Origin of the sequence: Zafaria sp. Z1313 (assembly GCF_050563205.1) — a bacterium.
Lineage (GTDB): Bacteria > Actinomycetota > Actinomycetes > Actinomycetales > Micrococcaceae > JAZDCJ01.
This window is the reverse complement of record NZ_JBNWUK010000001.1, coordinates 188,015-214,956: the sequence shown is the minus strand read 5'-3', so window position 1 is coordinate 214,956 and position 26,942 is coordinate 188,015. Positions and strand designations below refer to the sequence as shown.

Below are 26,942 nucleotides of genomic sequence, written 5' to 3'. Positions count from 1 at the left end.
ACAGGGAGATCCCATGGAGCCAGCCACGCAGCCGGAGGTGTTGTCCTCGGAGGAGTTCGGCCGCGGCTGTTCACGCATCCTCGAGGCCATCGGGACCGTCATCGACGGCAAGGAGTCCGTCGCGCGCACGGCGCTCACGGTCCTCCTGGCCCAGGGCCACCTCCTGCTCGAGGACGTGCCGGGCGTCGGCAAGACGATGCTCGCCAAGACGCTCGCGAAGACGGTCGACTGCACGGTGAACCGCATCCAGTTCACGCCGGACCTGCTGCCCTCGGACGTCACGGGCGTGTCGATCTACAACCAGGACACGCACGCGTTCGAGTTCCGCCGCGGCCCGGTCTTCGCGAACATCGTCATCGGCGACGAGATCAACCGCGCCTCGGCCAAGACGCAGTCGGCGCTGCTCGAGTGCATGGAGGAACACCAGGTCACGGTCGACGGCGGCACGTACCCGCTCGCGGAGCCTTTCATGGTGGTCGCGACCCAGAACCCGATCGAGCTCGAGGGGACGTTCCCCCTGCCCGAGGCCCAGCGGGACCGCTTTATGGCCCGCGTCTCGATGGGCTACCCCGACACGGCCGCCGAGCTCGCGATGCTCGAGACGCACCAGTCCAGGTCCCCGCTCGACGCCGTCCGACCCGTCGTCGACACCGCGGGACTCGTGGGGCTGATCACCACGGTCAAGGACGTCTACGCCTCGGATCCCGTGAAGGAGTACGTCGTCGCGCTCGGCCAGGCCACGCGCGAGCACCCCGACGTGCGCCTCGGCGCGAGCCCGCGGTCCCTCCTCCAGTTGCTGCGTGCGGCGAAGGCGGAGGCCGCGCTCAACGCGCGCGATTTCGTCCTGCCCGACGACGTCGCCGCGGTCGCCTCCGCGGTGCTGTCCCACCGGCTCATGTTGCAGCGGCGGGCCGAGGTGGCCGGGACCACCGCGGCCGACGTCGTCGACGCCCTGCTGGCCCGGGTCCCGGTCCGCGCCGGGGCGCGCGGCTGATTCCGGGCGCCATGGCCGGGCCAACGGGGTACGACGACGGGGCCGCTCCCGGGCGCCCGGACCCCGACCGCAAGCGGTCCCTGCAGGAGCGCCTGCGCCTGGCGTTCCTGACCCCGAGGGGCTGGGGCCTGTTCCTGGCCGGGGCGGCGACGCTCGTCCTCGCCTGGCTCATGGGACGCCGCGAGCTCGTCAACATCGCCGTCTTCCTCGCCGTCGTCCCGCTCCTGTCCGCCGCCGTCGTCCGGATCGGCGGCAGCCGCCTGCACGTCCGCCGCGGCTTCGACCCCGACCCCGTCATCGCGGGCGAGACCGCCCACGTACGCCTCGAGGTCAGCCACCGCGGACAGCTGCCCGGGTCCGTCTCGCTGACCGAGGCCCTGCCGCCGCGCTTCGGCGCCTCCCCGCGCTTCGACTACCCGCGCTCCGGCGGCCGCTACCGCTACCGGCTGAAGCCGGCCCGCCGCGGCGTCTACTCGATCGGCCCGCTGACCGCGCTCTTCACCGACCCCTTCGGCCTCGCCTCGCGGCCCGGCGCCGTCGACCGCCCGGCCCCGCTGACGGTCGTGCAGCCCGTCCCCCGCCTCGAGCCGAACGGGGTCCTCGGCGATGCGGGCAGCCACGGCGAGGCCCGCGCCAACCGGCAGGCCACCCCGGACAGCGACGACGTCATGACGCGCGAGTACCGCGACGGCGACCCGATGCGGCGTGTGCACTGGCCTGCGACGGCGCGGCACGGCTCGCTCATGGTGAGGCAGGAGGAGTACCGGTCCACGCCGCGCGCGACCCTCCTCGTCGACCGCCGCCGCGAGCCCTACAACGGCAGCTACCTCGGCTTCGACGAGCCGCTCGAGGTCGCGAACTTCACCGGCTCCCCGGGCACCACGACCCCCTGCTTCGACTGGGTCCTCTCCGCGGCCCTCGGGATCGCCGCCCACCTCGCCGAGCTCGGCTACGCCGTCGACCTGCTCGACCAGGACGGCCGGCCCCTCGCCGGGCACTCGACCTCGGCGCCGGACGGGCACCGCGATCTGTTCTCCGGCCCCGATGCCGCGACGGACCTGCAGCTCGCCCTGGCCGGCGTCGGACTCGAGGACCCCGCGGCGCCGCGCCGCCGGTCGGGACACGATCCCGACGGACTCCGCCAGGCCTCCCCGCCCGGCGGCCCCGGGGACAACGGCGTGGTCCGCCGGCTCTCGGCCGTCATCCGCAACGCGCGCAATCCACTCGTTCTGCTGACGGGCCGGCTCACCGAAGCCGAGGCGACGGAATGGGTCGAGGCCGTCGGCAGCGGCCGGAACACCGCGGTCTTCCTCGCCACGAGCACCCCGTCGGCCTCGCTCGGGGCCGCCTCCGTCTTCCGCCAGGCCGGCTGGCACCCCATCGGCGCCACACCGGACCAACCGGTCGCCGCCGCCTGGACCCGGCTCGGCACCGTCGAGCGGATCGACGGCACCAGGAGATCGCGATGACCCTCCTCGACACTCCCGGAACTCGGGCCGCCGGCACCGCCGACGAGCGCCCGGACGGCGGCCGGCAGCGTGCCCCGGGGCGCCGGGCCGGGGCCGCCTGGCTCTCGGGAGCCGCCGTCGCCGCCGCCGTCCTCATGGCCTCCGGGAGCCTCAACGGGGTCTTCGAGGGCTGGCGCTGGCTCGAGCACGCGACCGTCACCGTCGTCGCCGTCTGCGCGGCCGCGGCCGGCGTGCGCGCCCTCGGGGCGCGGAGCCCGTGGCCCACGCTCGCCGCGCTCACGGCCCTCGTCTGCACACTGACCCTGCAGTTCTTCTCCGAGTCCGCGTTCCTGGGCTTCCTCCCCGGCCCCGAGACGGTGCGGCGTCTCCTCGAGGTCTTCCCGGCCGCGAACCAGGCGATCCTCTCCGAGGCCCCGCCCGTGCTGCCCGGCGCGCCGCTCGTGTTCCTGACCTGCCTCGCCGTCGGGCTCGTCGCCGCGACGACGGACCTCATCGCCTTCGGCCTGCGCTTCCCCGCCTTCGCCGCGGTGCCCCTCGGCATCGTCCTCGCCGCCGCCTCGCTCATCAAGCCGCAGGGGGCGGGGCTCGGGCACGTGGCCGCGACCGCCGTCGGATTCCTCCTGATCCTCGGTGCCGCCCGGCTCGCCGACTCGACGATCGATCCCGCCGCCGCGGTCCACAGCGGCCTGCTGCGGCAATCCGTGCTCATCGCCGCCGGCGCCGTGATCGCGATGCTCGTCGTCCCGCTCGCCCTGCCCGGATTCACCACGGGGCTGCTCCCCGAGGGGCGCAAGCTCTACCTGTGGGGCCAGCCGACGGGCATCAATCCCGTCCTGAACCTCGGCAACAACCTCCGCTCCCCCGTCGGGCTCACGACGGTGCGGTACTGGACCGATTCCGAGGAGCCCCTCTACCTGCGGACCGCCGTCGTGGGCGACCTCGATGCGGCTCGCTGGGCCCCTGGGGACGCCGACGTGTCCCGGCAGCCCATGGACGGCTCGCTCGACCAGGGGCCCTGGGCGGCGTTCGAGGGCGAGACGACGATCGTGAACACGCGCATCGCGACGGGCAACTACGCGAGCCCGTGGCTGCCCCTGCCGACCGGCGCGGGCGCCGTCGACGGGCTGCGCGGCACGTGGGGCTGGTTCCCGGAGACCGCCACGGCGTTGGCCGGGGCCGGCGCAGCGAGCCCGGACCAGGACTACCGCGTGGTCTCCCGCCGCCCGGTCATCACCGCCGAGCTGCTCGCCGGCTCCGGCCGGCCCGCCGAGGGCGGCCCTCCCGTGCCGGAGGTCTACTCCTCCGTGCCGGACGAGCTGCCCGGGATCGTCGTCGAGACCGCGGAGCGCGTGGTCGCGGAGGCCTCGGCCGGCAACGACTACGAACGCGCCCTGGCCCTGCAGAACCACTTGCGCGGGGTCGACTACCGCTACTCGGAGGAGACCCCCCTGGAACAGGGCTACGACGGCAATGGCCTGGCCGTCGTCGAGGCCTTCCTCGAGGTCAGGAGCGGCTACTGCATCCACTACTCCTCGGCCATGGCGCTCATGGCCCGCTCGCTCGGGATCCCGAGCCGCATCGCGATCGGCTACGCGCCGGGACGCGAGGCCGGCGGCACGGTCGACGGCCCGGACGGAACACAGCTGCAGGGGTACTCGATCACCTCCCGCAACGCCCATGCCTGGCCGGAACTGTACTTCGAGGGGATCGGCTGGGTCCCGTTCGAGCCGACGCCGGGCCGCGGCACCACGCCCGGCTACGCACCCGACGCCCCGGGCCCCGCGGAGGGCCCCGTCGAGGACCCGCTGCTCCCGGCGCCCGGGCAGAACACGGCCGACCCCGGCGCCGAGCCGACGAGCGAGGCCAGCAGCCCGGCCGCCACGCCCGGCGGCGGCAGGGGCAGCGGCGACGGGCCCGGCACGGCGCCGACCATCGGCGGAGCCGTGCTCCTGCTGCTCCTGCTCGCCTCGCCCCACTTGTTGCGGCGCCTCGCCGGCGCCCGCCGCCTCCGCCGCGTGCGGGCGATGGACGCCCCCGGAGCCGGCCCCGAGGCCCGGAGTGACGGCCCCGCCGCCGCGTGGGACGAGCTCGTGGCCCTGGGCCTGGACTACGGGCACCGCATGCGCGCCGCGGAAACGGCGACCGACTACGCCAACCGGCTGACGGGCACCCTCCCGGACGCGGCCGGCTCCCTGGCCGTCCTCCGGGAGGCGTTCGAACGCGTGCGCTACGCCCCGCCGGGACACGGACGGGTCCCCGAGGGGACCCACCGGCACGTGCCCGAACCCCGGCCCGACGGAGGATCGCTCGCCACGCGCCTCGCCGGCGCCCGTCCGGTGCCGACGGCACAGCCCGGCGGCGCCGAGCTCGCCGCCGCGCTGCGCGAGGTGGAGCTGGAGTTCTCGGCCGCGGCCGGCGCCGCCGCGCAGGCCCGGGCCCGCGGCCTGCCGCCGTCGTTGTTCGCCCGCTGACCCCGGCGCGCCGCGGCCCGTCAGACCGCGTAGGGGTCGGCGATGCCGATGTACTGGGTCGTCGTGTACTCCGCGATGCCCTCGGCGCCGCCCTCGCGGCCCAGGCCGGACTGCTTGACGCCGCCGAACGGCGCGGCGGCGTTGGAGATCACGCCCGCGTTGAAGCCCACCATGCCGAACTCGATCTGCTCGGCGACGCGGAACATGCGGTTGTAGTCCGCGGTGTAGAGGTAGGACGCGAGGCCGTACTCGCTCGCGTTGGCGAGCTTGACGGCTTCCTCCTCCGTCTCGAACGTCGTCACGGGAGCCACGGGGCCGAAGATCTCCTGACGCAGGATCTCGGCGTCGTTCGGCACGCCCGCGAGCACGGTGGGCTGGTAGAAAAAGCCGTCGCCGTCGATCGGCGCACCGCCCGTGACCGCCTCGGCACCGGCCTCGACGGCCGCCGTGACGAGGGCGTGGACGTCCTCTCGCGCGCCGCCGTCGATGAGCGGGCCCACGGTCGTGGACGCCTCGGTGCCGCGGCCCGGCACCAGGCGCCCCATGGCCTCGGCGAAGCGGCGCGTGAACTCCTCCGCCACCGACGCCTGGACGAGGAAGCGGTTCGCCGCCGTGCAGGCCTCGCCCATGTTGCGCATCTTCGCGGCCATGGCGCCCTCGACGGCCCGGTCGAGGTCGGCGTCCTCGAAGACGATGAACGGGGCGTTGCCGCCGAGCTCCATCGAGGTCCGCAGGACGTTGTCCGCCGCGTCCTTGAGCAGCTGCCGGCCCACCGGGGTGGAGCCGGTGAAGGAGACCTTGCGCAGACGCGGGTCCTGCATGAGCGGGCCGGAGATGCCGGAGGCGGACTTCGAGGAGACGACGTTCAGGACGCCGGCGGGCAGGCCGGCCTCCAGCAGGACGGCCGCGAAGAGCTGGCTCGTCAGGGGCGTCAGCTTGGCCGGCTTGAGCACCATGGTGCAGCCGGCCGCCACGGCGGGGCCGACCTTGCGGGTGGCCATCGCGAGCGGGAAGTTCCAGGGGGTGATGAGCAGGCACGGGCCGAGCGGCTTGCGCTGGACGAGGATCTTGTTCTTGCCCTCGGGCGTCGTCACGTAGCGCCCGTAGTCGCGGACGGCCTCCTCGGAGAACCAGCGCAGGAACTCGGCGCCGTAGACGACTTCGCCACGGGCCTCGGCGAGCGGCTTGCCCATTTCGAGGGTCATCAGGAGTGCGAAGTCCTCGGACCGCGCCGTGACCAGGTCGAAGGCGCGCCGCAGGATCTCGGCCCGCTCGCGCGGGGCCGTCCGGGCCCAGGCGGCCTGCGCCGCGTCGGCGGCGTCGAGGGCGGCCACGGCGTCCTCGCTCGTGGCCGAGGCGAGGGTGGCCAGGACGCGGCCCGTGGAGGGATCGTGCACGTCGAAGGTCCCGCCGTCCGACGCGTCCCGCCACTCGCCGTCGATGAGCAGGCCGGTGGGGACGGAGGCGAGCAGTTCGGCTTCGCGCTCCGGGGTGATGGTCGTCATTGAGTGATCTCCCGCAAGTGGTGGGCTGGTGTGTCCCTGCCACCGTATCGACGTGGCTTCCCCGGTGTAAATGCCGCCCTGCACCATGACGCGGGCTGCCCGTTGTGCACTTGTCCCCGTGCCGGACCCCGGCCTCCGCGGAGCTCAGGCCCGCGCGTCGAGGACGGCCGCGTAGAGCTCCCGCTTGGAGACGCGCTCGCGCTCGGCCACGGCGCCGACGGCGTCCTTGAGCCGCAGCCCCCCGTCGACGAGGGCCTGCACGGCCGCGACGTGGTCGGCCGCCTCGGCCGGCGCCGCCTCCCCGGCCCCGGCGACGACGACGGCGATCTCCCCCTTCACCCCGTCGGACGACCACGTGACCAGTTCGTCGAGGGTGCCGCGCCGCACTTCCTCGTGGAGCTTCGTGAGCTCGCGGGCGACGGCGGCCCGGCGCAGGGGACCGAACGCCTCGGCGAGCGCGCGCAGCATGGGTTCGAGCCGGTGCGGCGCCTCGAAGAAGACCATCGTGCGCCGCTCGTCGGCGAGTTCGGCGAGGCGGCCGGCACGGTCGCCCGGCTTGCGGGGCAGGAAGCCCTCGAACGTGAAGCGGTCCGTCGGCAGGCCGGACAGCGCGAGCGCCGTGGGCACGGCGGAGGGGCCGGGGACCGCGGTGACGTCGAGCCCGGCCGCGACGGCCGCCTCGACGAGCCGGAAGCCTGGGTCGGAGACGGCGGGCATTCCGGCGTCGCTGACCACGAGGAGGTCGTTGCCGTCGCGGACGAGCCCGAGCAGCTCCTCGATCCGCGCGCCCTCGTTGTGCTCGTGGAAGCTGATGAGTCGGCCGGCGACCCGGAGGCCGAGCGCATTGGCCAGGTGGAGGAGCCGACGCGTGTCCTCCGCGGCGACGAGCGGGGCCGTCGTCAGCCACTCGACGAGGCGGGGCGAGGCATCACCCAGGTTTCCGATCGGCGTGGCCGCCAGGACGATCCGTCCGGGGCCGGGGGTCGTGTTCACCCCGCCAGCCTACCGTCCACGCGTCCGCCTCCGGCGCCGTGCCGGACTCCGCCGGTAGAGTGGGCCGGGTGAGCGCATCGACCGGAACCACCAGCCCGCGCTGGGTCCGCGACCCCGCCGATGCGTTCGGTGAAACGTCGCTCCGCGGCCGCCTGCTCGGACCAGCGGTAGCGGCTACGCGCCTGGCCTGGATCGTCCCGCTCGCCGTCACCGCGCTCGCCGCGCTGCTGCGCTTCTGGAACCTCTCCCACCCCCACGCGTTCACCTTCGACGAGACCTACTACATCAAGGACGCCTACACGCTCCTGGAGTCCGGCTACGAGCGCAGCTGGCCGGACGAGGCGAACGACGCCTTCATCGCGGGCAGCCCGGCGCCGAACGACGACGCGGCCTACGTGGTGCACCCCCCGCTGGGCAAGTGGCTGATCGGGCTCGGCATGCTGGTCTTCGGCTGGGACAACGGGCTCGGGTGGCGATCGGCCGGCGCCCTGGCCGGCACCTTGTCCGTGCTCCTCGTGGCGCTTGCGGCCCAGCGGCTGTTCCGATCCCCCGTCCTCGGCGGCCTCGCCGGGCTCCTCTCGGCCGTCGACGGCCACCATCTGGTCATGTCCCGCACCGCCTTGCTGGACATCTTCCAGATGTTCTTCCTCTTGGCCGCGTTCTACCTGCTGCTCGTGGACCGCGACGACGGACGGCGCAGGCTCGCGCAACGGCTCGCGGCCGCCGTCGGGTGCGGCGCACCCGATGCCCCGCGGACCCGCGACGCCCTCCTCTACGGGCCGTGGCTCGCGTGGCGCCCGTGGCGGCTCGCGGCCGGGATCCTCCTCGGCGCCGCTGCCGGCGTGAAGTGGTCCTCGCTGTCCTTCATCGCCGTCTTCGGGCTCATGACCGTCCTCTGGGACGTCTCGGCCCGGCGCGCCGCCGGCATCCGCCGCTGGTTCACCGCGGGCATCCTGCGCGACGGCGTGCCCGCCTTCCTGACGATGATCCCCGCCGCCGTGGCGGTCTACGTGGCGACGTGGTCCGGGTGGCTCGCCACCTCCGGCGGCTATCACCGCGACTGGGCGTCGCAGCACCCCGAGCAGGCGTGGCCGCTCGTTCCCGGGCCCCTGCGGTCCCTCATCGACTACCACCGCAGCGCCTATTCCTTCCACCAGGGGCTGTCCTCGGACCACTCGTGGGAGTCGGGGCCGTGGACCTGGCTCTTCGCCGGCCGGCCCGTGCTCTTCTACTACGAGGGCGTCGAGTCCGGGGAGCCGGGGTGCGCGGCGGCAAGCTGCAGCGCGGTCATCACGGACCTGCCCAATCCCGTCCTCTGGTGGGCGGCCTCCCTGAGCGCGTGCGTGGTGCTGCTCTTCTGGGCCGGCCGCCGCGATTGGCGGGCGGGGGCCATCCTCTCCGGGCTGCTGGCCGGATTCGTTCCGTGGTTCCTCTACCCGGAACGCACGATGTTCTTCTTCTACACGATCTCGTTCCACCCCTTTATGGTCCTGGCCCTCACCTACGCGCTGGGCCTCGTCCTGGGCCGGCGGGACGCCCCGCCCGAGCGGCGCCGGGCCGGCGTCGTGGCCGTCGCGGTGTTCCTGTTCACCGTGGTGGCGCTCTCGGCCTTCTTCTGGCCCGTCTGGACCGGTGAGACGATCCCCTACGAGCAATGGCGGCTGCGGATCTGGATGCCGAGCTGGGCCTGACCCTTTATTACCAGCAAGTAACTTAGACTGTGACCCGGACCATGCAATCCACCCAGGAGAGGCCGATGCGCGAAGCCACCACCCCCTTGCTCCACGAGCTGCCGGCCGGCTACGGTGCCAGCCAGCTGCTCATCGACCGGCTGGCCCGCGGCGGGGGCGCCGACGCCTATGCCGTCAAGGTCGACGGCGCGTGGCACGGCATCCCGACGGCGGAGTTCGTCGCGGTCGTCCGGGCAGCGGGGCGTTCGCTGGTCGAAGCCGGGGTCCGTCCGGGCGACGCCGTGGCCATCATGTCCCGCACCCGCTACGAGTGGGCCGTCGCGGAACAGGCCGTCTGGTTCGCGGGAGGCGTCTCCGTCCCGGTCTACGAGACCAGCTCGCCGTTCCAGGTCGAGTGGATCCTGCGGGATTCCGGCGCCCGGCACGCGTTCGCCGAGGATCCGCAGCGCGCCGCGGTGATCGCCGCGGCCGCCGAGTCCCTCGGCGAAGCCGTCACGCTCTGGTGCTTCACGGGATCGGCCCCCGGCACGGACGAGGCGTCCGCCCCGGCGGCTTCGGGCGTCGCGACGCCGCCACCCGTCACCGGAGGAACGGCCCACCAGCCGGGCCCCGGCACCGCCCCCACCGGCATCGGGACGGGGAGCGACCTCGCCCGCCTGATCGGCGCCGGCCGCACCAGCCCGGTGTCCGAGGCGGAGCTGGAGGCGGCGCGCACCTCGCGCGGGTACGACGACGTCGCGACCCTGGTCTACACCTCCGGCACCACGGGCCGCCCCAAGGGCTGCATGATGACCCACGGGAACTTCGCGGCCATCGCCGTGAACCTCGTCCCGCACATGCGCGAGGTCGTCTCCGAGGGCTCGCGCACCCTCATGTTCCTCCCGCTCGCCCACGTGCTGGCCCGGGCCGTCCAGCAATGCTGCCTCCACGCAGGAACCACCGTGGCCCACACGCCCGGCGCGGCGGACCTCATGGAGGACCTCAAGACCTTCAGGCCCACGTTCCTGCTCGCCGTCCCCCGGATCTTCGAGAAGATCCGTTCGGGGGCCCTCGCCAAGGCGGAGGCCGGCGGGAAGGCCGGGCTCTTCCTGCAGGCCGAGGAGGCGGCCGTCGACGTCTCCCGGTGGCGCGACGCGAAGGCCCGCGGCGGGGCCGCCCGGCTGCCGCTCGCGACGCGGGCGCGCCACCTCTTTTTCGACAAGGCCCTGTACCCGAAGCTGCGCGCCGTCCTCGGAGGCCAGGCGGAGTACGCGATCTCCGGGGCCAGCGAGCTCAACACGGGGCTCGCCCACTTCTTCCGCGGCGCCGGGATCGGCCTCCTCGAGGGCTACGGCCTCACGGAGACCACCGCCCCGGCCACCGTGAACATGGCGGGCGACACGCGGGTGGGCAGCGTCGGCCGGCCGATCCCGGGCACCACGGTCCGGATCGCCGACGACGGCGAGGTCCTCATCAAGGGCATCGGCGTCTTCGCCGGCTACCACGACAACCCGGAGGCCTCGGCGGAGGCGTTCGACGCGGACGGATTCTTCCGCACGGGAGACCTCGGGACCCTGGACGACGGCGGCTTCCTCACCATCACGGGGCGCAAGAAGGACCTCCTGGTCACGGCCGGCGGCAAGAACGTGGCACCGGGGCCGCTCGAAGAGATCGTCCGCGCCTGCCGGATCGTGGGGCAGGTGGTCCTCGTGGGCGAGAACCGCCCCTTCATCGGCGCGCTGGTCACCCTGGACCGGGACGAGCTCGGCCCCTGGGCGGCCGGGAAGGGACTCGGCGCCCTCGACCCCTCCGAGGCCGTCCGGCATCCGGAGGTCCTCGCGGAGATCCAGGCGGCCGTCGACGAGGCCAACGCCACGGTCTCGCGCGCCGAGGGCATCCGCCGCTTCGTGGTCCTGGACGAGGAGTTCACGGAGGAGTCCGGCCACCTGACGCCGTCGCTCAAGCTCAAGCGGCTCGCCGTCATGGAGTCCAGCGCCGGGGCCATCGAGAAGCTCTACGCGGGCTGACCCGGCCGCGGACGGCGAAGGCCCGGGGGTGCTCCCCCGGGCCTTCGCCGTTCCCCCCGGCGGCCGCGCACCGCGGCTCCGGGGCCGGCCGCCTACGGCTGGCGCACCAGGCCGAAGTCCCGGGCCTCCTGGCGCAGGCGGGAACGCTCGCGCCGCTTGGCGGTGGGCCACGTGGCGATGAGCACGACGACGATGCCGAGCAGGGCCAGGGCCCCGACGGCGATCCCCGCGTCGACCCAGAACTGCGGCGGGTAGAGCCGGATCAGGGTGTCGTCGAGGCGGAACGTCCAGGTCCCGTCGGCGAAGAAGACCTGGTGCACGGCGGTGAAGAACGACTGCCAGCCCACGATCGCCGCGGCGGCGAGGCCCGCGATGAGTCCGAGCGAGACGAGCGCCCCGGCGAACAACCCGCGGCGGATCCCCCCCGCGTAGCGCACGGCGAGGTACCACATGATGCCCAGCGCCAGGACGGCGAGCCCGAGCCCGCCCCAGAACGCCGTGCCGAGGACCATCTTCACGTCGGCCATGTGCGCCACCTCGGTGGCGAGGAACAGCGGGTCGCCCCGCCCGTCGACGAGGCCGCCGAGGTAGTCGGACCCCGCGGCGTTGGTCAGGTAGTCGACGCCGTAGGAGCCGTAGTTCAGCCGTTCGGCGCCGGTGAACCCGTAGGCATCGGCCGGGAATCCGGGGCGGTTGTAGGCGAGCCAGAGGAACCACGGCGTGGCGACGGCGCGGACCGCCCCGATGAGCAGCAGGAGCGGGAAGGCCAAGGCCAGGACCACTTGGAGCACGCGCGGCAGGCGGGGCTTGGCGGTCAGCGCGGCGTCGCGCGCGGCCTGGCGACGGCGGGCGTCCGGGTCCCGCAGGGCCGCCAGCTCGGCGGGCAGCGGATCCTTGCGCTTGGCCGCGGCAGCGGCCGCCGCCCGACCCGCCCCGGGGGAACCGGCCGCCGGGGCCGCGGCCACCGGGACCGCCGGCTGAACGGCGGTCGACGCCGGGTGGGGTGCCTCCTCAGCAGCCGCGTGCCGCTGGTCTGCGGTGGCGGCCGGCTGGACGGAGGTCGCCTCGGTCACGGGCTCAGGCGCGGGCCCACGCCTGGCGGCGCGGTCCAGCACCGCGTCGTCCCGTTCGGCGTCGATCCTCCCGGGCGGCGTCGCAACGGTCTGCGCGTCCCTCGGCCGGTCGCCTGTCCCGGCCCCGGGCACGGGTTCGCTCGCGCGGGCCGAGTCGTCCGACTGGTCCGGCCGGGAGCGCGCTTCTACTCCCGGCCCGTCATCGTCGCGTCCGGGCTCGACGCCGCGGCCGGGTTCGTCCCCGGGCCCGTCGACGGCCGGCTTCCGGGCGCCGGCGGCATCGCGGGCGGCTCGGCCACCGGCAGCCCCCGAGGAGGCTTCCACCGCGGGGTCCGCCTCCCGGCTCGGCTTCATGTCCGGCTCCGGCGCGGACTCCCGCTCCCGTTCAGTTTCCGATTCCGGCTCCGGCTCCGGCTCCACGGTTCCCTCCCGATGAACCGGCGCGGATTCGAACCGCCCTTCGTCGCAGCCGAAGTCCTCGGGGTCCTCACCCAGGGCGCGCAGCGCCTCGTTGAAGCGCTCGAGCTCCTCGTCGCGCGCGTCCTGCGACGGCTCCGGCTCCGTTCCAGGCGCGGGCGTCGGGGTCTTGTTCTCGCTCATGCGTTGCCTTTTCCTTTCTCGGCACCACGGGGGTGCTACGCCGTCGGAACCGTGGCCCCGGCGTCGTAAGTATCCATGTCTCCCGTGGCGCCCGAGGCGACGGCGCGCCGCCCCAGGACCAGGGTGTAGGTCCAATAGCCGGCCAGGACCGCCAGGCCCAGGCCCATCCGCACCCCATGCGGGAGCGGGCTCGGCGTCACGTACGCCTCGACGATCCCCGAGACGAGCAGCACGAGGACCAGCCCCAGGGCCACCGTCATGAGGGAGCGCCCCTCCGCGGCCAGCGCAGCGGCCCGCGTCCTCGGCCCCGGAGCCACCCAGGCCCAGAAGATCCGCAGCCCGGCGGCCGCGGCGATGAAGATGGCCGTGAGCTCCATGAAGCCGTGCGGAAGGATGTAGAGGAAGAAGGTGTCCAGCTCCCCGAACGCCGCCATGACGCCGCCGGCCATCCCGATCCCGATCGCATTCTGGACCAGGACGAACGGCACGTAGAGGCCCGTGATGCCGAACGCGACGCACATCCCCGCGATGAAGGCGTTGTTGCTCCAGACCGCCCCCGCGAACGAGGCCGCGGGGTTCTCCGAGTAGTAGTCCACGAAACGGTGCTCGGCGTAGGCCCGCAGCTCCTCATGGGAGCCCATCGCCTCGACGACTCCCGGCGTGCCCGCGGCCCAGAAGCCGAAGGCCGTGGCGAGCGCCGTGAACAGGACCCCGATGACCACGGTCAGGTGCCGGATGCGGTAGAACGCCGCCGGCAGGGAGACGACGAAGAAGCGGGCCAGCTCCGCCAGGACGTCACCGCGCGCGCCCGTGAACCGGGTCCTCGCCCGGGACAGGCGGGCCGAGAGGTCCGCGGACACCACGGTGTCCGGTTCCACGGAGCGGACCATCGACAAGTGCGTCGACACGCGCTCGTACAGGGCCAGGAACTCGTCCGCCTCGGGGCCGCTCAGCCGACGCCGGGAAGACAGCGCATCGAGGCGCTGCCAGTCCGGCTGGTGCACGGCGACGAAGGCATCAAGGTCCACGCTCCCACCCTATCCCGGGCCCGTCGGCTACATTGGGAGGACCGCACCACCGCGATCCGGGAGGACCATGAGCACCGTCATCACGGGCGAGGCCGTGGTCCTGGAACTCCGCGAGGCCAGCTTCGTCCCCCGCGCCGTCGGCTGCCTGATCGACTACCTCGTCTACGCCCTGGCGCTCCTCGGCACCGTGGTCCTGCTGGGCGAGACCACCACGCTGCTCGACGAATCCGCCGCGACGGCGATGTGGCTGGGGATCTCCCTCTTCTGGCTTCTCGCCGTACCCGTCGCCGTGGAGACGCTCACGCGCGGCAAGTCGCTCGGCCGCGCCGTCATGGGGCTGCGGATCGTCCGCGACGACGGCGGATCGATCCGCTTTCGCCACGCGTTCATCCGCGGCATGCTGGCCCTGCTGGAGGTCCTGGCCCTGTTCGGCTCGCTCGCCTTGATCGTGGCGTTCTCCAACGAGCGGGGCAAACGGCTCGGCGACATGTTGGCGGGGACGTACTCGATGCGCGAACGCCGGGCCCGGTTCACGCCCCAGCTCCCGCCCGTCCCGACGCGTCTGCAGCCGTGGGCCGAGCTCGCCGACCTGGGCCGCGTGCCGGACGCGCTGGCGGCCCAGGTGGTGCGGTTCGTCCGCCAGTCCGCGTCGATGACGCCGCGGTCCCGGGAGCGCGTCGGCGCCGAGCTGGCCACCCAGGTCCACGCATTCGTCGCCCCCGCCCCCCCGCCCGGCACGGGGGCCGAGGACTTCCTGACCGCGGTGATGGCCGAGCGGCGCAACCGCGACTTCCAGCGCCTCAGCGCGGCCAAGGAGCGCCAGCGCGCCGTCGCCGAGCGGCTGCACCGGCTGCCGTTCCAGGGCACGCGGTAGGGGACGCCCGCGGCGGGCTCCGGCACGGCTCGGCCGCCCGTCCCGGGGATTCCGGGACCAGGCGGCCGGCCCGCTGCGCTAGTAGCGGTAGTGGTCCGCCTTGTACGGGCCGGCGACGTCCACGTCCAGGTACTCCGCCTGCTCCTTGCTCAGCTCCGTCAGCTCGACCCCGAGGGCGTCGAGGTGCAGCCGGGCGACCTTCTCGTCGAGGATCTTCGGCAGCACGTAGACCTGCTTGCCGTAGGCGGGGCGCCCCTCGGCGTCGAGCTGTCCATGCTTCGTGAAGAGCTCGATCTGGGCGATCGTCTGGTTCGCGAAGGAGTTGGACATGACGAAGCTCGGGTGCCCCGTGGCGTTGCCGAGGTTCAGCAGCCGGCCCTCGGAGAGCACGATGATCGAGCGTTCCGCCTCCGTGCCGGACTCGAAGACCCACTCGTGGACCTGCGGCTTGATCTCGACCTTGCGGACGCCGGGCACGCGGGCGAGGCCGGCCATGTCGATCTCGTTATCGAAGTGGCCGACGTTGCCGACGATGGCCTTGTCCTTCATGCGCAGCATGTCGTCGGCCATGATGATGTCCTTGCCGCCGGTCGTCGTGATGAAGAGGTCTCCCTGCTCCAGCACGGAATCGAGCCGCGCCACCTGGTAGCCGTCCATCGCGGCCTGCAGCGCGCAGATCGGATCGATCTCGGTGACGATGACGCGTGCGCCCTGGCCCCGCAGCGCCTCGGCGGCGCCCTTGCCGACGTCGCCGTAGCCGCAGACGACGGCGACCTTGCCGCCGATGAGCACGTCGGTCGCCCGCATGATGCCGTCGGGCAGCGAGTGGCGGATGCCGTACTTGTTGTCGAACTTGGACTTCGTCACCGAGTCGTTGACGTTGATCGCCGGGAAGAGCAGCTGGCCGGCCTCCGCCAGCTGGTACAGCCGCATGACGCCCGTCGTGGTCTCCTCGGTGACGCCGAGGATCCGCTCGGCCGTCCGCGTCCACTTCCGCGGATCGTGGGCGAGCGAGCGGCGGAGCGTGTCCAGGATGATCGTGTACTCGTGCGCGTCGCCCTCCGCGGCGGACGGGACCGCACCGGCGGCCTCGAACTCGACGCCCTTGTGCAGCAGCAGGGTCGCGTCCCCGCCGTCGTCCAGGATCATGTTGGGACCGAGCTCCGGGTCGCCGGCGGCGCCGGGCCACGTGAGGATCTGCTCGGCGGTCCACCAGTACTCCTCCAGCGACTCGTTCTTCCACGCGAAGACCGGGACCCCCCGGGGATCCTCCGGGGTCCCGTCACCGACGACGACGGCCGCAGCGGCCTCGTCCTGGGTGGAGAAGATGTTGCAGGAGGCCCAGCGGACCTCCGCGCCGAGGGCCGTGAGCGTCTCGATCAGCACGGCGGTCTGGACGGTCATGTGCAGCGATCCGGCGATCCGGGCGCCCTTGAGCGGCTGCGTCGGCCCGAACTCCCGGCGCAGGGACATCAGGCCCGGCATCTCGTGCTCGGCGAGGCGGATCTGGTGGCGGCCCGCCTCGTGGAGGCCGATGTCGGCGATCTTGTAGTCGAAGGTCATGAGGGCTGCTCCGTGGGGTCGCTGGTGGTTTCGGCGGGGGTCGGCAGGAGGACGGGGATCCCGTCCTGGACGGCGTAGCACAGGGGCTCGCCGCCGGGGCCGGGGACGGTGGACACCAGCTCGTCGCCGCGCCGGACCAGGGTCGAACCCGTCACGGGGCACCGCAGGACGGCCAGCAGCTGGGGAGGAATATGGGCCATGGCCCCAGTTTATGGTCTCGCGCCGCGAGCGCTGCCATCCCGTGACGGGCGGGGGCCGGCTGCCCGGATCGCCGGAACGTCCGGTGCCTCAGGAGGGGCCGCGCAGGACGCGGAGCCGTGGGCGCCCCGCCTCGGCGTCGGCCGGGGGCTCGAGCGGCTCCGGAGCGTTCCGCGGCGCCGGGGGCGCACCGGCGCCGGGCGCGTCCCCGGCGGCCACACGGGACGGGTCTTCCCGGACGGCGTCCGCGAGCGCCGAGAGATCGTCGGATTCCAGGCGCGGGCGCTCGGGCAGTTCGAGCCGGACGACATCCCATCCGCGCGGGACGGTCAGCCGTTCGGCATGGGCCGCGCAGAGGTCGTAGCAATGGGGTTCGGCGAACGTCGCGAGCGGACCCAGCACGGCCGTCGAGTCGGCGTAGACATAGGTCAGCGTGGCGATGGCCGGCTGGCGGCAGGCCGAGCGTGAACAGAGTCTGATGGATCCCACGAGGACCCAGCCTACCCGGCGGGCCCTCCCCGGCCGGGGATTGACGCCGCCCGGCGGGCCGCCGTCGTTCCGCCCGCGACGCGGTCCGCTCCCGCGCGCCGCCGTCCGAGCGGGCCTCGCCGTCCGGCGGCGCCGGTCGCGTCCCGAGCCGATAAGCTCGGAACATGTCCGACGCCGACTCCCTCGATCCAGGTCACGGCCCGTCCACGGGATCCCGCGGGCGGCCGTTCGCCCGCCGGCGCCGCAACCGGCACGGCCGCGGGCTGCGCGGCGCGCTCATGCTGCAGCAGCTGCCGGGGTCGCGGACCCGGGCCGAGCGCTTCGAGGACCTCGTGGCGGGTTCCGCCGAGCGGCTCGAGGAGTTGTGGGGACCGCGGATCGCGGCCGTGGCCTTCGAGGTCGAGCTCGTGCCCTCCGAGAAGTCGCTGCGCCGCGCCGAGTCCTCCGGCGGGCCCGTTCCCCTCGGCACGGCGTCCTCCGCGACGGCCCGCCGTTCCGCCGTCATCCGCGTCTACCGCCGCCCCGTGGAGCAGCTCGCGGGACACGCCGTCGACCTGGGGGACGTCGTCCACGACGTCGTCGTGGAACTCGTGGCCGAACTGCTCGCGATGGCCCCCGAGGACGTCGATTCCAGCTACGGCCGCGGTTTGCAGGGACACTAGCGGCCCCGACCCCGGGAACGGGACCCGGCGACCCTGGGCTAGGGTGTGACGTCGACGACGACTGAGCGCTGGGAGGGGGTCGCGGGCGGCAGGGTCGTCCCCGTCGCCGTTCCCCGGGGCTGGAAGCCCACGAGCCCGCCGTAGACGGGGTCCCCGCTCGTCCCGACGATCACCGCGACCGTGTCCCCGCCGAGCCGGGTGATGTCCTGGACGAGAGTGGTCCCCCCGGACGTCTGGAGCGTGGTCTCGGCCCCGATCCCTCCATCCGCGGAGACGGGCCTCAGGGTGATCGTGGACTCCCCGCCGACGGAACCGAAGGCCAGGCGCGCCGTCCCCGTCTCCGGCACGACGACGAGGTGCTCGCTGCCGAGCCGCTCGGCCGAGGCCATCCACGCGAGGTCCGTCTCCGGTGACTCCGCGTTGCCCCACACGGTCCGGACGGCCGCCACCAGCGGCTGGTCCGCCTGGACGTTGACGGTGTAGGTACCGGCGCCGAGCGAGTCCAGCGGGACGAGCACGGTCTGTCCGGCCTCGACGGAGTGGACGCCGTCTCCGGGGAGCGCGGCCTCCCCTCCGGTGCCGAAGGCGCGGACGTTGAGCACGGCGTCCTCGGTTCCGGGGACGGTGACCTGCAGCGCAGTGGACGCGTCAGCGTACTCGTCGCCGTCGAGGTGAGCGGTCGCCTCCGGGTCCTGGACCAGGACGCCGGCGACCGTCTGCCCGTCGGCGGGCGCCGCGGAGGGTTCGATGTACTCCACTCCCCCGGGCACCAGCCCGCGCAGGACGCTCTGCTGGATCACGCTGACCACGGGGGCACCCTTCGCCACGACGTGGACGGACACCGCCGGCTCGTCCGCGGCGAGGCCCGCGAGCACGATCCGCTTGGATTCCCCGGGGGCCAGGACGATCCCCCGCGTGGCGCCGGAGTCGATGGGACCCGTGGGCCCGTGGACCTCGAGGTCGACGGTCGAGGCGGAGGCCGAGGGGTTGGTGACGACGAGCAGCGCCATCCGCCCCAGCTCGGTCGAGGCGCCGACGAGCCACTGCTCGTGCGACGGGCTCTGGCAGCGGGAGCTGGCCAGGCCGGCCAGGTCTCCGTCTTCGGCCTCGTAGCCCCGCGCCATGCCGGCGACGGAGGTGAAGCCGCCAAGCGGCTGGACGGTCAGCGCCGTCGGCCCCCCGGACTCGATGCCGGATCGGGCCGCGGCGGAGCGACCCGAGAACCCGTCCGCGCTGGCCGCCGCCTCCTGGGCGGCCTCGGCGTCCGGTACCGCGGGCGCCAGCCGCTGCACCTCGCCGCCTTCGGCGTCCGAGACCACGCTCCCGGGGATCCGTTCGGCGGCGTCGCCGACGACGACGGCGCGCAGCGGCGCCCGTTCGGTCGAGGAGGCGGAGCCGAAGGCCGGGTCCGTCCCCTCGGCGGTGGTGCCCTCCACAACGCGGGGCGCCTCGGGGCACGACGCCACGAAGTCGCCGGCCGGTAGCGTGATGCGCGGCACCGCTCCATCGGCCGTTCCGGGGCCCGGCAGGAGCCACGCGGCCGCGGCGACGCCGCCCCCGGTCCCCAGCACGAGGGCGGCCCCGGCGGCCGCCGCGGCGATCCGGCCGCGCTTGCGCCTCTGCGTGGTAGCGGTCATCGTGCTGCCTCCTGGTGGTTCTCCGGCTCCGGACCGCCTGCGGGCTCCGGGGCGGCCGCGTCATCCGCGTCCGCCGCGCCGGCCTCGGCGGCGTGCCCGCCCGCGGCGGCCTCACCGTGGCCACCGGCCGCAGTGTCCCGGCCGGAGCCCTCGCCGCCGTCCGCGGCGCTGTCCGCGGTCGGGTCCCCGCTCCCCCCGGCGTCGAGCTCGCGGATGCTGTCCGCGCTCGACGTCGAACGGTACTGCTCAAGCCGGCGCACGGCGAAACGGCGGCGCTGCGGGATGGGGACCAGCAGGAGCAGGGCCATCCCGAGGACCGTTCCCTGCGCGGCCAGGACCGGGACGGTCCAGGCGGAGTCGTAGCGGATCTCGAGCGTTCCCGGGCCGGCGGGCAGTTCGAAGGCCTGGGCCCAGCCCGTGCCGGCCGGCGGGAGGGGCTCGCCGTTGAAGCGCGCCCGCCATCCGGGATCGCTGCGCTCGGCCAGGACGACGAGCCGGCCCTCGGCGCCTGCCGGAACGTCGTGGCCGGAGACCTGGGCGCGTTCGGACGGCACGAGCCGGACCGTGGCGCCCCCGGCGTCGACGATCCTGACCCGGGCCGTGAAGTCCGCGGGATTGTCCGTCCCCTCGAGACCCGCGGCGGGCTCGACGCGCCACAGCCACCCGGATTCGGTCCGGCCCACGGCCCCGAGGCCCGGGACGGAATCGAGCTGGCCGGCCAGCGCGTCAGTGGCCGCATCCCCCGGCCGCAGGACCACGAACGAGACCCCGAGCTCCTGGAGCGCCTGACGGGGATCGATCGACTGGCCGGAGACGATGGAGGCGACCGTGGAGCGCACGAGCGCCGTCACGTCGTCGTCCTGGCGCGGTTCGGCATCGACGAGGCCGCCGTGGAAGCGCCCGACGTCGACGATGGCGGCGAGTCCGTCGAGGCTCGTGCCCGCGCCGTCCATGAGCGATGCCGTCATCATGCCGTCGTCGCCCCGCCCGATCACGAGCGAGCGGTCCTCGAACGGACCGGTGCCGCGGTCGGCGGCTGTCGCGGGCAGCGTCCGGGCGGCGCCCGGAACGACCTCGAGCGCGGTGCCGAGGCGCTCGGGCGTCGCGGCACCGTCGCCGGCGGCGTCGGCGACCGCTTCTCCCGTCGCGAGTCCGGGAACGAGCCACAGCGCCGTGGAGGCCGCCGTGGCGGCGAGCAGGAGCGCCATCGCCGCGGCGAAGGCCGCGGTGCGCCCGCGGCCGCGGGGCGCCCCGGGCTCGTGGTTGGCGCGCGCGTCGCGGTGGAGGCGGCGCAGCCCGTCGAGTCCGACGACGGCGGCGAAGACCGCGGCGAGCGTGAAGACGGAGACGAACGGGCCGGTAAACGCGGACACGGGGGTTCCGGCGTCGACGGCCGTCGGAACGAGTCCGGACGCGACGCCGGCGGCGAGGGCCAGGACGCCGACGGTCCACAGCGTGCGCGCGGTCCAGCCCCGCGGTCCGGGCCTGAAGAGCCCGACGGCCGCGAGCAGCAACACCGGCGCGCCGATGGCGATCGCGGCGGTCAGCGCGCCGGGGACTTCCGCGGGGAGCCAGCCGAAGCCGGCGAGGGGCGCCGCGGCGTCGAACGCCGTGGGGAAGCCGAGGAGCTGCTGCCACAGCGGCGCGGCCTCGAAGGCCTGGGGGACGCCGGGGTCGGCCAGGAGGATCCGGGGCTGCTCCGCTGCGGCGACGAGGTGGCCCGCCGCGAGAACGAGCGCCGGCACGGGAACCCACCACAGGGTCTTGGCCCGCCGACCAAGGGGCAGCGCGACGAGGACCGTGGCGACGACGGCGAAGGGCAGAAGGGCGGGCGAACCGGCCGTGCAGGCGGCGAGTCCGAGACCGGCCCCGGCGGCGGCCGCCCAGGAGGGGACGGAACGGACGCCGGCCCGCGGCGGCCCGGCCCCGGCGTCGTCGCCCGTCCGGCGTTCCCGGGCGGCCCCGACGGCCCGGATGCACCCGAGCACGACCCACGGGAGCACAACGTGGACCGCGACCGCTCCGGCCCGTCCTCCGCCGAGGGCGGACTGCAGGGCCGGGGCGAGGGCCCAGAGGAGCGCCCCGACGAGGCGCGCGGCACGGCTGCCGGTGACGGCGCCGAGCGCCGTCCAGGCGCCGAGGGCGGCCAGCGGCATCGCGGCGAGGAAGAGGACGACGAAGGCGGCGTTGGCGTTTCCGAGACCGGCCGCTCCCACGAGCCACAAGACGTGGTCGAACGGGTCGCCGGGGCCGGGTTGGCCGCCGCCCGCACCCTGCCACCAGGCCGTCGCGTGGTGCCAGATGTCCCCGAGGCCCGGCGAGAGCGGGAGCAGCGACCCGCCCGTCAGGGCCGGCGCGTTGACGAGGCTGCGCAGGCCGATCAACGCGGCCGTTCCGGCGATGAGCACGACGAGGACCGCGCTCACGGCGTCGGAGGTCCGGGCCGGCGCGGCGAGCGCCGCGAAGTCGTCGTTGTTGTCCCCCGAGGGGTTCGAGGCCTCCGACGTCGAGCCGGTGCCGTCGCCGACGACGCGCGTGGCCTCGAGGCCCTCGAGCAGGTTCCGGCGGTGGGCCCAGACCTCCCGCCGGGGAACCATGAGGATCCGCACCATTGAGCGGGAGACCCTGCGCGTGCGCCGGGCGGCGCGCCGGGACCTGGCCAGCCGCAGCGGGGACAGGACGGCGGCGAGGCTCGCCCCGAGCTGGCCGAGGGCGTGCCCCGGGTCCTTGGCCACGAGGCTCGCGAAGAAGCGGAGCACACCGCCGAGCACCGCGCCCAGGGCCACGAACGGCAACTGCCACGCGCGGGCGTGCTTGAGCCGCAGGTACACCTCGGCCCGTCGGGCTGCCACGGGTCCGGCCATGGACTTGATGGTGTCCGCGGAGTGGTACATCCGGGCCTGCGGGACGACGACGACGCGGTGCCCGGCCAGGCGGTTCCGCCAGCAGAGGTCGAGGTCGTCGCCGTGTCCGGGCAGGGCCGGGTCGAAGCCGCCGAGCTGCTCCCAGGCGTCGCGCCGGACGAGCATTCCGGCGGAGTTCACGGCGAAGCTGTCCGAGCGGCGGTCGTACTGGCCCTGGTCGAGCTCGTCCACGTCGATCAGGGTCAGGCGCTCGCCCCAGCGGCTGACGGTCAGTCCGGCGTCGAGGAGGCGACGCGGCGCGTCCCGGTCCAGCTGCTTGCAGCCGGCGATGGTCACGGACGGGGTGGTCTCGACGGACCGCAGGAGCGACTCAAGGGCGTAGGGGTCCGGCGCCGCGTCGTCGTGCAGCAGCCAGATCCAGTCCTGGATCTCGGGGTCCGCGGCCGGAAGTCGTCCCTGCAGCCCCGTGGCCACGGAATGGCCGAAGCCCTGCGACGCGGCCTCGACGACCGGCGAGCCCTGGGGCAGGCCCGCGCGCAGGAGCGCACCCGATGCGTCGGAGGACCCCGCGTCGACGCCGATGCACACGTCGGCGGGCCGGCTCTGGCCGTTCAGTGCCTCCAGGGTGCCCGGAAGATAGCGTGCGCCATTGTGTGCGACCAGTACTGCGGTGACGCGGACTTGCGAGTGAATCAGACTGCTCGCTTCCGCAACCGGCGCCGCTCGCGCTCCGACAGGCCGCCCCAGATTCCGAAGCGCTCGTCGTTGGACAGGGCGTACTCGAGGCACTCGGCCCGGACGTTGCATGCGCCGCAGACCTTCTTGGCGTCCCGCGTGGATCCGCCCTTCTCGGGGAAGAAGGCCTCCGGGTCCGTCTGGGCGCACAGCGCCTCGGTCTGCCATCCGAGCTCGCCCTCGTCCTCGGCGCCGGGGAACTGCGGCATGCCGATCCAGAGGGCCGTGGACGGGGTGGCCTCGGCAGCGCGCCCGGAGTGCAACTCGCGGACGGGGGCGACGGGGGCTTCCTCGTGAAGCGCCTCTGCCGCCGATTCGTGCGCAGCGAGGAAGGCCGTGGCCTGGTCCTCGAGGTCCTGGCCCGTGGCCGCGCGGTAGCGTTCGGCGGCGGACTCGTCCGCGGGGTCGACGAACCAGTCCGCGGGCACGCCGCGGGATCCGTAGGCCGCCGCGGACTGCGCGGCGACCCCGTTGTCTTCGTGAATGCGCTCTGCTGTCCCCATGATGTGAGCCCTTCCGCTGGTCGTCTGTCACTGCCTCCCGGCCGCCGGGTCGGCTCCGGGTTCCACCGGCCCGTCCCGCCGCCGTGGACCGTGGGGTCCATGCCGCGCGGGGACCGGTTTATCCGTCGCTTGGGCCAAGCCGGTTCGCTGTCTAATTACACTGGTGTAACTCGGTGTACGTCAAGTGGAAGCGGTGATTTTATAGATACCGCCCCCTCGAAAGGCGCCACGCCACGCCCGGCGAATTCCGCGGATTCCGGGCGTGTCCCAAGTTCCGCGGATTCACAGGGTTTTCCCAGCATCGAAAGGCGGTCCCCCGTGGACTCCGAGACCATTTCGTTAGATTTTACGGAACGGCTGCTGAGGCCGCTGCGCGCCTCGACCGCGCCGCTGCTCGTCTGGCACGGCCCGGACGGCGAACGCGTGGAACTGAGCGGTCGGGTCGTGGACAACTGGGTCGCCAAGTCGGCCAACCTCCTCGCGGAGGAGTTCGACTGCGGCCCCGGGACCTCGGTCGCGCTCGAGGCACCGCCCCATTGGAAATCGGTGGCCCTCGCCCTCGCCGTCTGGCACACGGGCGCCCGGCTGGTCATCGACGGCTCCGGACACCCGGACCTCGTCCTGGCGTCGTCGGCCGCCGCGGCCGCGGAGCGCTGGCCGGACGCGGACCTGGCCGCCGTCGCGCTGGGGGCGCTCTCGCTCCGGTACGACGACGGACTCCCACCGGGTGCGCTGGACTACTCCGCCGAGGTCCGGGCCTTCGGCGACCACTACCTCGCCGATCCCGTCGACGGCTCCTCCCCGGCCCTCGCCGGAGCGGTCGACGACACCTCCTATGCGGAGCTCTTCGGCGGCGCGGGCCTGCCCGGGGGAACGGCCCTCTGGGCCGATCCCGGCACCCCCGGCGTGCTGGGGCACTTGCTGCGCACCGCCGTCGGACTCTTCGGCGCCGGCGTGCCCCTCGTGCTCCTGGGAGCGGGCGTCACGGCCACGGAGCGCCTGCTGACGGGCGAACGCGTGGAGAGGGACTGCTCCCCCGGCGCGGCGTCCCGCCCAGGCGCGGGCTAGGGCTCGCGGTCCCCGGCCCCCTGCGTCTCGAGCGGGGCCGCCGGCTGCCCCCCGCCGGCGGCGTGGCGTGCGGCCGTGGCATGCGGGTGGAGCAGTTCGTGGTCCTTCTGGAACTGGGGCTCCGCGTCCAGCTCCTCCGTGAAGACCCAGAAGCGGTAGGCGAAGAAGCGGAAGATCGTGCCGAGGACGAGTCCGACGACCGAACCCGCGATGAAGAGGCTCGTCTTGTCCGTGAGCTGCAGCCAGTACTTGGTGACCCACACGCAGGCCGCCGCGATGAACAGGCCGATCCCGTTCATCACGAGGAACAGGACGAGCTCGCGCACGACCGACGCGCGGCGCCGGTGGCGGAACGTCCAGTAGCGGTTGGCCACCCACGAGAACAGGGTCGCGATGATGCCGGCCAGGACCTTGGCCTTGACCTCGGAGCCGTGCATCGGACCGTTCATCGCCCACAGGAAGATCGTGGTGTCGATCACAAAGGCGATGCCGCCGACGACTCCGAACTTCATGACCTCGCGCCACAGCATCGATACGAGACCGGTGGCCCGGCTCATCAAGTCCTTCAGCATGTTCCTCCACGTGTTCGTGTGATGTGCGGTCCCCCGGCGCGGACCGGACGGGTCCGCGACGCTCCGGTCCGGTCCGGTCCGGGAGCCAGTCAACCCCTTATTGTAGGCATCCCTGCTGTGGATTCGCTTGGAAGGGCCTCCTGCCCTGCCCCGGCGGGCGCCCGTCCGCGCGCCGCTTGGGTAACCTAGTGGGGTGACGTTTCCTGTGATCGGCGTGGTCGGTGGCGGCCAATTGGCCCGAATGATGGCGCCCGAGGCGATCGGCCTCGGCTTCGAACTGCGAATCCTCGCCGAGGCGGAGGATGTCTCCGCCGTCGCGGCGGTGCGCTCAGCGCCCGTGGGCGACTACCGCGACCTGGACACCCTGCGCCGCTTCGCCGCGGGCGTCGACGTCTTGACGTTCGACCACGAGCACGTCCCGAACGAGCACCTGCACGTGCTGATCGAGGAGGGCGTCAACGTCCAGCCGCGCCCGGCCGCCCTGATCCACGCCCAGGACAAGCTCGTGATGCGCGCGGCGATCGAGCGGCTCGGGCTGCCCAACCCCGAGTGGTCCGCCGTGTCCTCCGTGATCGAGCTGCGCGCGTTCGGCGAGGAGATCGGCTGGCCCGTGGTCCTGAAGACGCCCACGGGCGGCTACGACGGCAAGGGCGTGAGGATCGTCGACGGCCCCGCCGCAGCGGAGGACTGCGCCGACTGGTTCGGCGACGGCCCGCTCCTGGCCGAGGCCAAGGTCGGCTTCACGCGGGAGCTGTCGGCCCTCGTGGCCCGCACGCCCGACGGCCGTTCGGCCGCCTGGCCCGTGGTGCACACCATCCAGGTCGACGGCGTCTGCGACGAGGTCATCGCCCCCGCACCCGGGCTCGCCACCGAGGTGGCCCGCACCGCGCAGGAGACCGCCCTGCGCATCGCCGACGCGTTCGACGTCACGGGCGTCATGGCCGCCGAGCTCTTCGAGACCCCGGGACACGGCGCCGGGTTCGTCGTCAACGAGCTCGCCATGCGCCCTCACAACACGGGCCACTGGACCATGAACGGCTCCGTGACGAGCCAGTTCGAACAGCATTTGAGGGCCGTCCTGGGCCTCCCGCTCGGCGACACGGCCGCCCTCGGGGGCTACAGCGTGATGAAGAACTACCTCGGCGGGGCGAACGAGGACCTCTATTCCGCCTTTCCCGCCGCCCTCGCCGCCGAGCCGCGCGCGAAGATCCATGCCTACGGCAAATCCGTCCGTCCCGGACGTAAGATCGGGCACGTCAACGTGGTGGGCCTGCCCGGCGAGGACCCCGGCACCGTCCGGGCTCGGGCCGGACGCGCCGCGGCGATCATCCGCGACGGGCGCGAACCGGCGGCCGGTCCCGCGGCCACCACCCCGGCGGGAACCGACGGTTCCCCCGTACCAGCCACCGGAGGAACCCTGGCATGAGCACCGCAAGCCCGCTCGTCGGCGTCGTCATGGGCTCCGACTCCGACTGGCCCGTGATGCGCCTCGCGGCAGAGGCCCTGGAGGAGTTCGGCATCCCCTTCGAGGTCGACGTCGTCTCCGCCCACCGCATGCCGGAGGAGATGATCGACTACGGCAAGCAGGCCCATGCCCGCGGCTTGCGCGTCGTCATCGCCGGCGCGGGCGGCGCGGCCCATCTGCCGGGAATGCTCGCCTCCGTGACGCCGCTTCCCGTGGTCGGCGTTCCCGTGCCGCTCAAGACCCTCGACGGCATGGACTCCCTCCTCTCCATCGTCCAGATGCCGGCCGGCGTGCCCGTTGCGACCGTCTCGATCGGCGGCGCCCGGAACGCCGGCCTCCTCGCGGCGCGCATCCTCGCCGCGGGGGATGGACCCTTCGCCGGGGAACTGCGCGGACGTCTCGTCGAGTTCGCGTCGGCGCTGCGTCAACAGGCCGCCGACAAGGGGGCCGCCCTGCGCCGGCTCGCCGCGGAACGTTAGGAA

21 protein-coding genes are annotated in these 26,942 nt (G+C 73.8%); 10 read left to right on the top strand and 11 right to left on the bottom strand.

Annotation, left to right across the window (positions count from 1 at the left end; all coding sequences use genetic code 11):
- Positions 1–13 precede the first annotated feature (13 nt).
- From ACQ3I4_RS01015 to ACQ3I4_RS01005, 3 genes are read left to right on the top strand one after another with little or no spacing between them, the layout of a single operon-like run.
- The gene (locus tag ACQ3I4_RS01015; protein WP_329859764.1) at positions 14–994 is read left to right on the top strand and encodes an AAA family ATPase; all 981 of its coding nucleotides are present in this window, start codon (positions 14–16) and stop codon (positions 992–994) included.
- Between the two features lie 11 nt (positions 995–1,005).
- A complete protein-coding gene (locus ACQ3I4_RS01010) occupies positions 1,006–2,463 on the top strand; it encodes a DUF58 domain-containing protein (RefSeq protein ID WP_430632648.1) in 1,458 nt (485 codons plus the stop codon).
- Positions 2,460–4,934 (top strand): transglutaminase TgpA family protein, encoded by a 2,475-nt coding sequence (locus ACQ3I4_RS01005; RefSeq protein WP_430632647.1) that lies wholly within the window; start codon positions 2,460–2,462, stop codon positions 4,932–4,934. The genes ACQ3I4_RS01010 and ACQ3I4_RS01005 overlap by 4 nt, the downstream gene beginning before the upstream one ends.
- Before the next feature lie 20 nt (positions 4,935–4,954).
- Here ACQ3I4_RS01005 and ACQ3I4_RS01000 read toward each other — a convergent pair whose 3' ends face one another.
- Positions 4,955–6,439 (bottom strand): NAD-dependent succinate-semialdehyde dehydrogenase, encoded by a 1,485-nt coding sequence (locus tag ACQ3I4_RS01000; RefSeq protein WP_430632646.1) that lies wholly within the window; start codon positions 6,437–6,439, stop codon positions 4,955–4,957.
- A gap of 144 nt (positions 6,440–6,583) precedes the next feature.
- On the bottom strand, positions 6,584–7,432 hold the full coding sequence (gene rsmI / locus ACQ3I4_RS00995; protein WP_430632645.1) for a 16S rRNA (cytidine(1402)-2'-O)-methyltransferase: 849 nt from the start codon (positions 7,430–7,432) through the stop codon (positions 6,584–6,586).
- A gap of 68 nt (positions 7,433–7,500) precedes the next feature.
- Between rsmI and ACQ3I4_RS00990 the strand changes: the two genes are divergently transcribed.
- Together ACQ3I4_RS00990 and ACQ3I4_RS00985 are read left to right on the top strand one after the other, a co-directional pair.
- Positions 7,501–9,123 (top strand): dolichyl-phosphate-mannose--protein mannosyltransferase, encoded by a 1,623-nt coding sequence (locus ACQ3I4_RS00990; protein WP_430632644.1) that lies wholly within the window; start codon positions 7,501–7,503, stop codon positions 9,121–9,123.
- A 65-nt stretch (positions 9,124–9,188) separates the two neighbouring features.
- The gene (locus ACQ3I4_RS00985; protein ID WP_430632643.1) at positions 9,189–11,129 is read left to right on the top strand and encodes an AMP-dependent synthetase/ligase; all 1,941 of its coding nucleotides are present in this window, start codon (positions 9,189–9,191) and stop codon (positions 11,127–11,129) included.
- 92 nt (positions 11,130–11,221) lie between these two features.
- Here the strand turns inward: ACQ3I4_RS00985 and ACQ3I4_RS00980 are convergent, their stop codons facing one another.
- Positions 11,222–12,802 carry a DUF1461 domain-containing protein gene (locus ACQ3I4_RS00980; RefSeq protein ID WP_329859755.1) on the bottom strand — a complete coding sequence of 527 codons (1,581 nt, stop codon included), beginning with the start codon at positions 12,800–12,802 and terminating at the stop codon, positions 11,222–11,224.
- Positions 12,803–12,837: 35 nt separating this feature from the next.
- Positions 12,838–13,830 (bottom strand): stage II sporulation protein M, encoded by a 993-nt coding sequence (locus tag ACQ3I4_RS00975; RefSeq protein WP_329859754.1) that lies wholly within the window; start codon positions 13,828–13,830, stop codon positions 12,838–12,840.
- A gap of 67 nt (positions 13,831–13,897) precedes the next feature.
- Here ACQ3I4_RS00975 and ACQ3I4_RS00970 point away from each other — a divergent pair, with 67 nt between their 5' ends.
- Positions 13,898–14,704 (top strand): RDD family protein, encoded by an 807-nt coding sequence (locus tag ACQ3I4_RS00970; protein ID WP_329859752.1) that lies wholly within the window; start codon positions 13,898–13,900, stop codon positions 14,702–14,704.
- Between the two features lie 78 nt (positions 14,705–14,782).
- Here the strand turns inward: ACQ3I4_RS00970 and ahcY are convergent, their stop codons facing one another.
- From ahcY to ACQ3I4_RS00955, 3 genes are all read right to left on the bottom strand, one after another.
- Complete coding sequence (gene ahcY, locus ACQ3I4_RS00965) at positions 14,783–16,267, bottom strand: adenosylhomocysteinase (protein ID WP_329859750.1); 1,485 nt, start codon at positions 16,265–16,267, stop codon at positions 14,783–14,785.
- A complete protein-coding gene (locus tag ACQ3I4_RS00960) occupies positions 16,264–16,467 on the bottom strand; it encodes a Trm112 family protein (RefSeq protein WP_329859749.1) in 204 nt (67 codons plus the stop codon). Before ACQ3I4_RS00960 ends, ahcY begins: the two co-directional genes overlap by 4 nt.
- A gap of 88 nt (positions 16,468–16,555) precedes the next feature.
- Positions 16,556–16,954, bottom strand: a complete 399-nt coding sequence (locus ACQ3I4_RS00955) for a DUF3499 domain-containing protein (protein WP_329859748.1) — start codon at positions 16,952–16,954, stop codon at positions 16,556–16,558.
- A gap of 164 nt (positions 16,955–17,118) precedes the next feature.
- Between ACQ3I4_RS00955 and ACQ3I4_RS00950 the strand changes: the two genes are divergently transcribed.
- On the top strand, positions 17,119–17,616 hold the full coding sequence (locus ACQ3I4_RS00950; protein ID WP_329859747.1) for a metallopeptidase family protein: 498 nt from the start codon (positions 17,119–17,121) through the stop codon (positions 17,614–17,616).
- Between the two features lie 38 nt (positions 17,617–17,654).
- Here the strand turns inward: ACQ3I4_RS00950 and ACQ3I4_RS00945 are convergent, their stop codons facing one another.
- The 3 genes from ACQ3I4_RS00945 to ACQ3I4_RS00935 are packed head-to-tail and all read right to left on the bottom strand — an operon-like array spanning position 17,655 to position 23,355.
- Entirely contained in the window at positions 17,655–19,253 is a 1,599-nt protein-coding gene (locus ACQ3I4_RS00945; RefSeq protein ID WP_329859745.1) for a DUF5719 family protein, read from the bottom strand.
- Positions 19,250–22,924, bottom strand: a complete 3,675-nt coding sequence (locus ACQ3I4_RS00940; RefSeq protein WP_329859744.1) for a glycosyltransferase family 2 protein — start codon at positions 22,922–22,924, stop codon at positions 19,250–19,252. The genes ACQ3I4_RS00945 and ACQ3I4_RS00940 overlap by 4 nt, the downstream gene beginning before the upstream one ends.
- Positions 22,810–23,355, bottom strand: a complete 546-nt coding sequence (locus tag ACQ3I4_RS00935; protein WP_329859743.1) for a WhiB family transcriptional regulator — start codon at positions 23,353–23,355, stop codon at positions 22,810–22,812. The genes ACQ3I4_RS00940 and ACQ3I4_RS00935 overlap by 115 nt, the downstream gene beginning before the upstream one ends.
- 318 nt (positions 23,356–23,673) lie before the next feature.
- Here ACQ3I4_RS00935 and ACQ3I4_RS00930 point away from each other — a divergent pair, with 318 nt between their 5' ends.
- Positions 23,674–24,423: a TIGR03089 family protein gene (locus ACQ3I4_RS00930; protein ID WP_329859742.1), complete on the top strand. Its 750-nt coding sequence runs from the start codon at positions 23,674–23,676 to the stop codon at positions 24,421–24,423.
- Here ACQ3I4_RS00930 and ACQ3I4_RS00925 read toward each other — a convergent pair.
- Positions 24,420–24,995, bottom strand: a complete 576-nt coding sequence (locus ACQ3I4_RS00925; RefSeq protein ID WP_329859741.1) for a GtrA family protein — start codon at positions 24,993–24,995, stop codon at positions 24,420–24,422. The genes ACQ3I4_RS00930 and ACQ3I4_RS00925 overlap by 4 nt on opposite strands.
- 193 nt (positions 24,996–25,188) lie before the next feature.
- Between ACQ3I4_RS00925 and ACQ3I4_RS00920 the strand changes: the two genes are divergently transcribed.
- Both ACQ3I4_RS00920 and purE read left to right on the top strand, forming a co-directional pair.
- Complete coding sequence (locus ACQ3I4_RS00920) at positions 25,189–26,421, top strand: 5-(carboxyamino)imidazole ribonucleotide synthase (protein WP_329859740.1); 1,233 nt, start codon at positions 25,189–25,191, stop codon at positions 26,419–26,421.
- Complete coding sequence (gene purE / locus ACQ3I4_RS00915; protein WP_329859739.1) at positions 26,418–26,939, top strand: 5-(carboxyamino)imidazole ribonucleotide mutase; 522 nt, start codon at positions 26,418–26,420, stop codon at positions 26,937–26,939. The genes ACQ3I4_RS00920 and purE overlap by 4 nt, the downstream gene beginning before the upstream one ends.
- Positions 26,940–26,942: the final 3 nt, after the last annotated feature.

Bases quoted from the DNA above. Each gene is read 5' to 3' on its own strand.
- ACQ3I4_RS00945 (WP_329859745.1), bottom strand. From the start codon at position 19,253: ATGACCGCTACCACGCAGAGGCGCAAGCGCGGCCGGATCGCCGCGGCG.
- ACQ3I4_RS00970 (WP_329859752.1), top strand. From the start codon at position 13,898: ATGAGCACCGTCATCACGGGCGAGGCCGTGGTCCTGGAACTCCGCGAG.
- ACQ3I4_RS00985 (WP_430632643.1), top strand. From the start codon at position 9,189: ATGCGCGAAGCCACCACCCCCTTGCTCCACGAGCTGCCGGCCGGCTAC.
- ACQ3I4_RS01005 (WP_430632647.1), top strand. From the start codon at position 2,460: ATGACCCTCCTCGACACTCCCGGAACTCGGGCCGCCGGCACCGCCGAC.
- ACQ3I4_RS01015 (WP_329859764.1), top strand. From the start codon at position 14: ATGGAGCCAGCCACGCAGCCGGAGGTGTTGTCCTCGGAGGAGTTCGGC.
- ACQ3I4_RS01010 (WP_430632648.1), top strand. From the start codon at position 1,006: ATGGCCGGGCCAACGGGGTACGACGACGGGGCCGCTCCCGGGCGCCCG.
- purE (WP_329859739.1), top strand. From the start codon at position 26,418: ATGAGCACCGCAAGCCCGCTCGTCGGCGTCGTCATGGGCTCCGACTCC.
- ACQ3I4_RS00925 (WP_329859741.1), bottom strand. From the start codon at position 24,995: ATGCTGAAGGACTTGATGAGCCGGGCCACCGGTCTCGTATCGATGCTG.
- ACQ3I4_RS00940 (WP_329859744.1), bottom strand. From the start codon at position 22,924: ATGCAACGTCCGGGCCGAGTGCCTCGAGTACGCCCTGTCCAACGACGA.
- ahcY (WP_329859750.1), bottom strand. From the start codon at position 16,267: ATGACCTTCGACTACAAGATCGCCGACATCGGCCTCCACGAGGCGGGC.
- ACQ3I4_RS00980 (WP_329859755.1), bottom strand. From the start codon at position 12,802: ATGAGCGAGAACAAGACCCCGACGCCCGCGCCTGGAACGGAGCCGGAG.
- ACQ3I4_RS00950 (WP_329859747.1), top strand. From the start codon at position 17,119: ATGTCCGACGCCGACTCCCTCGATCCAGGTCACGGCCCGTCCACGGGA.
- ACQ3I4_RS00935 (WP_329859743.1), bottom strand. From the start codon at position 23,355: ATGGGGACAGCAGAGCGCATTCACGAAGACAACGGGGTCGCCGCGCAG.
- ACQ3I4_RS00960 (WP_329859749.1), bottom strand. From the start codon at position 16,467: ATGGCCCATATTCCTCCCCAGCTGCTGGCCGTCCTGCGGTGCCCCGTG.
- ACQ3I4_RS01000 (WP_430632646.1), bottom strand. From the start codon at position 6,439: ATGACGACCATCACCCCGGAGCGCGAAGCCGAACTGCTCGCCTCCGTC.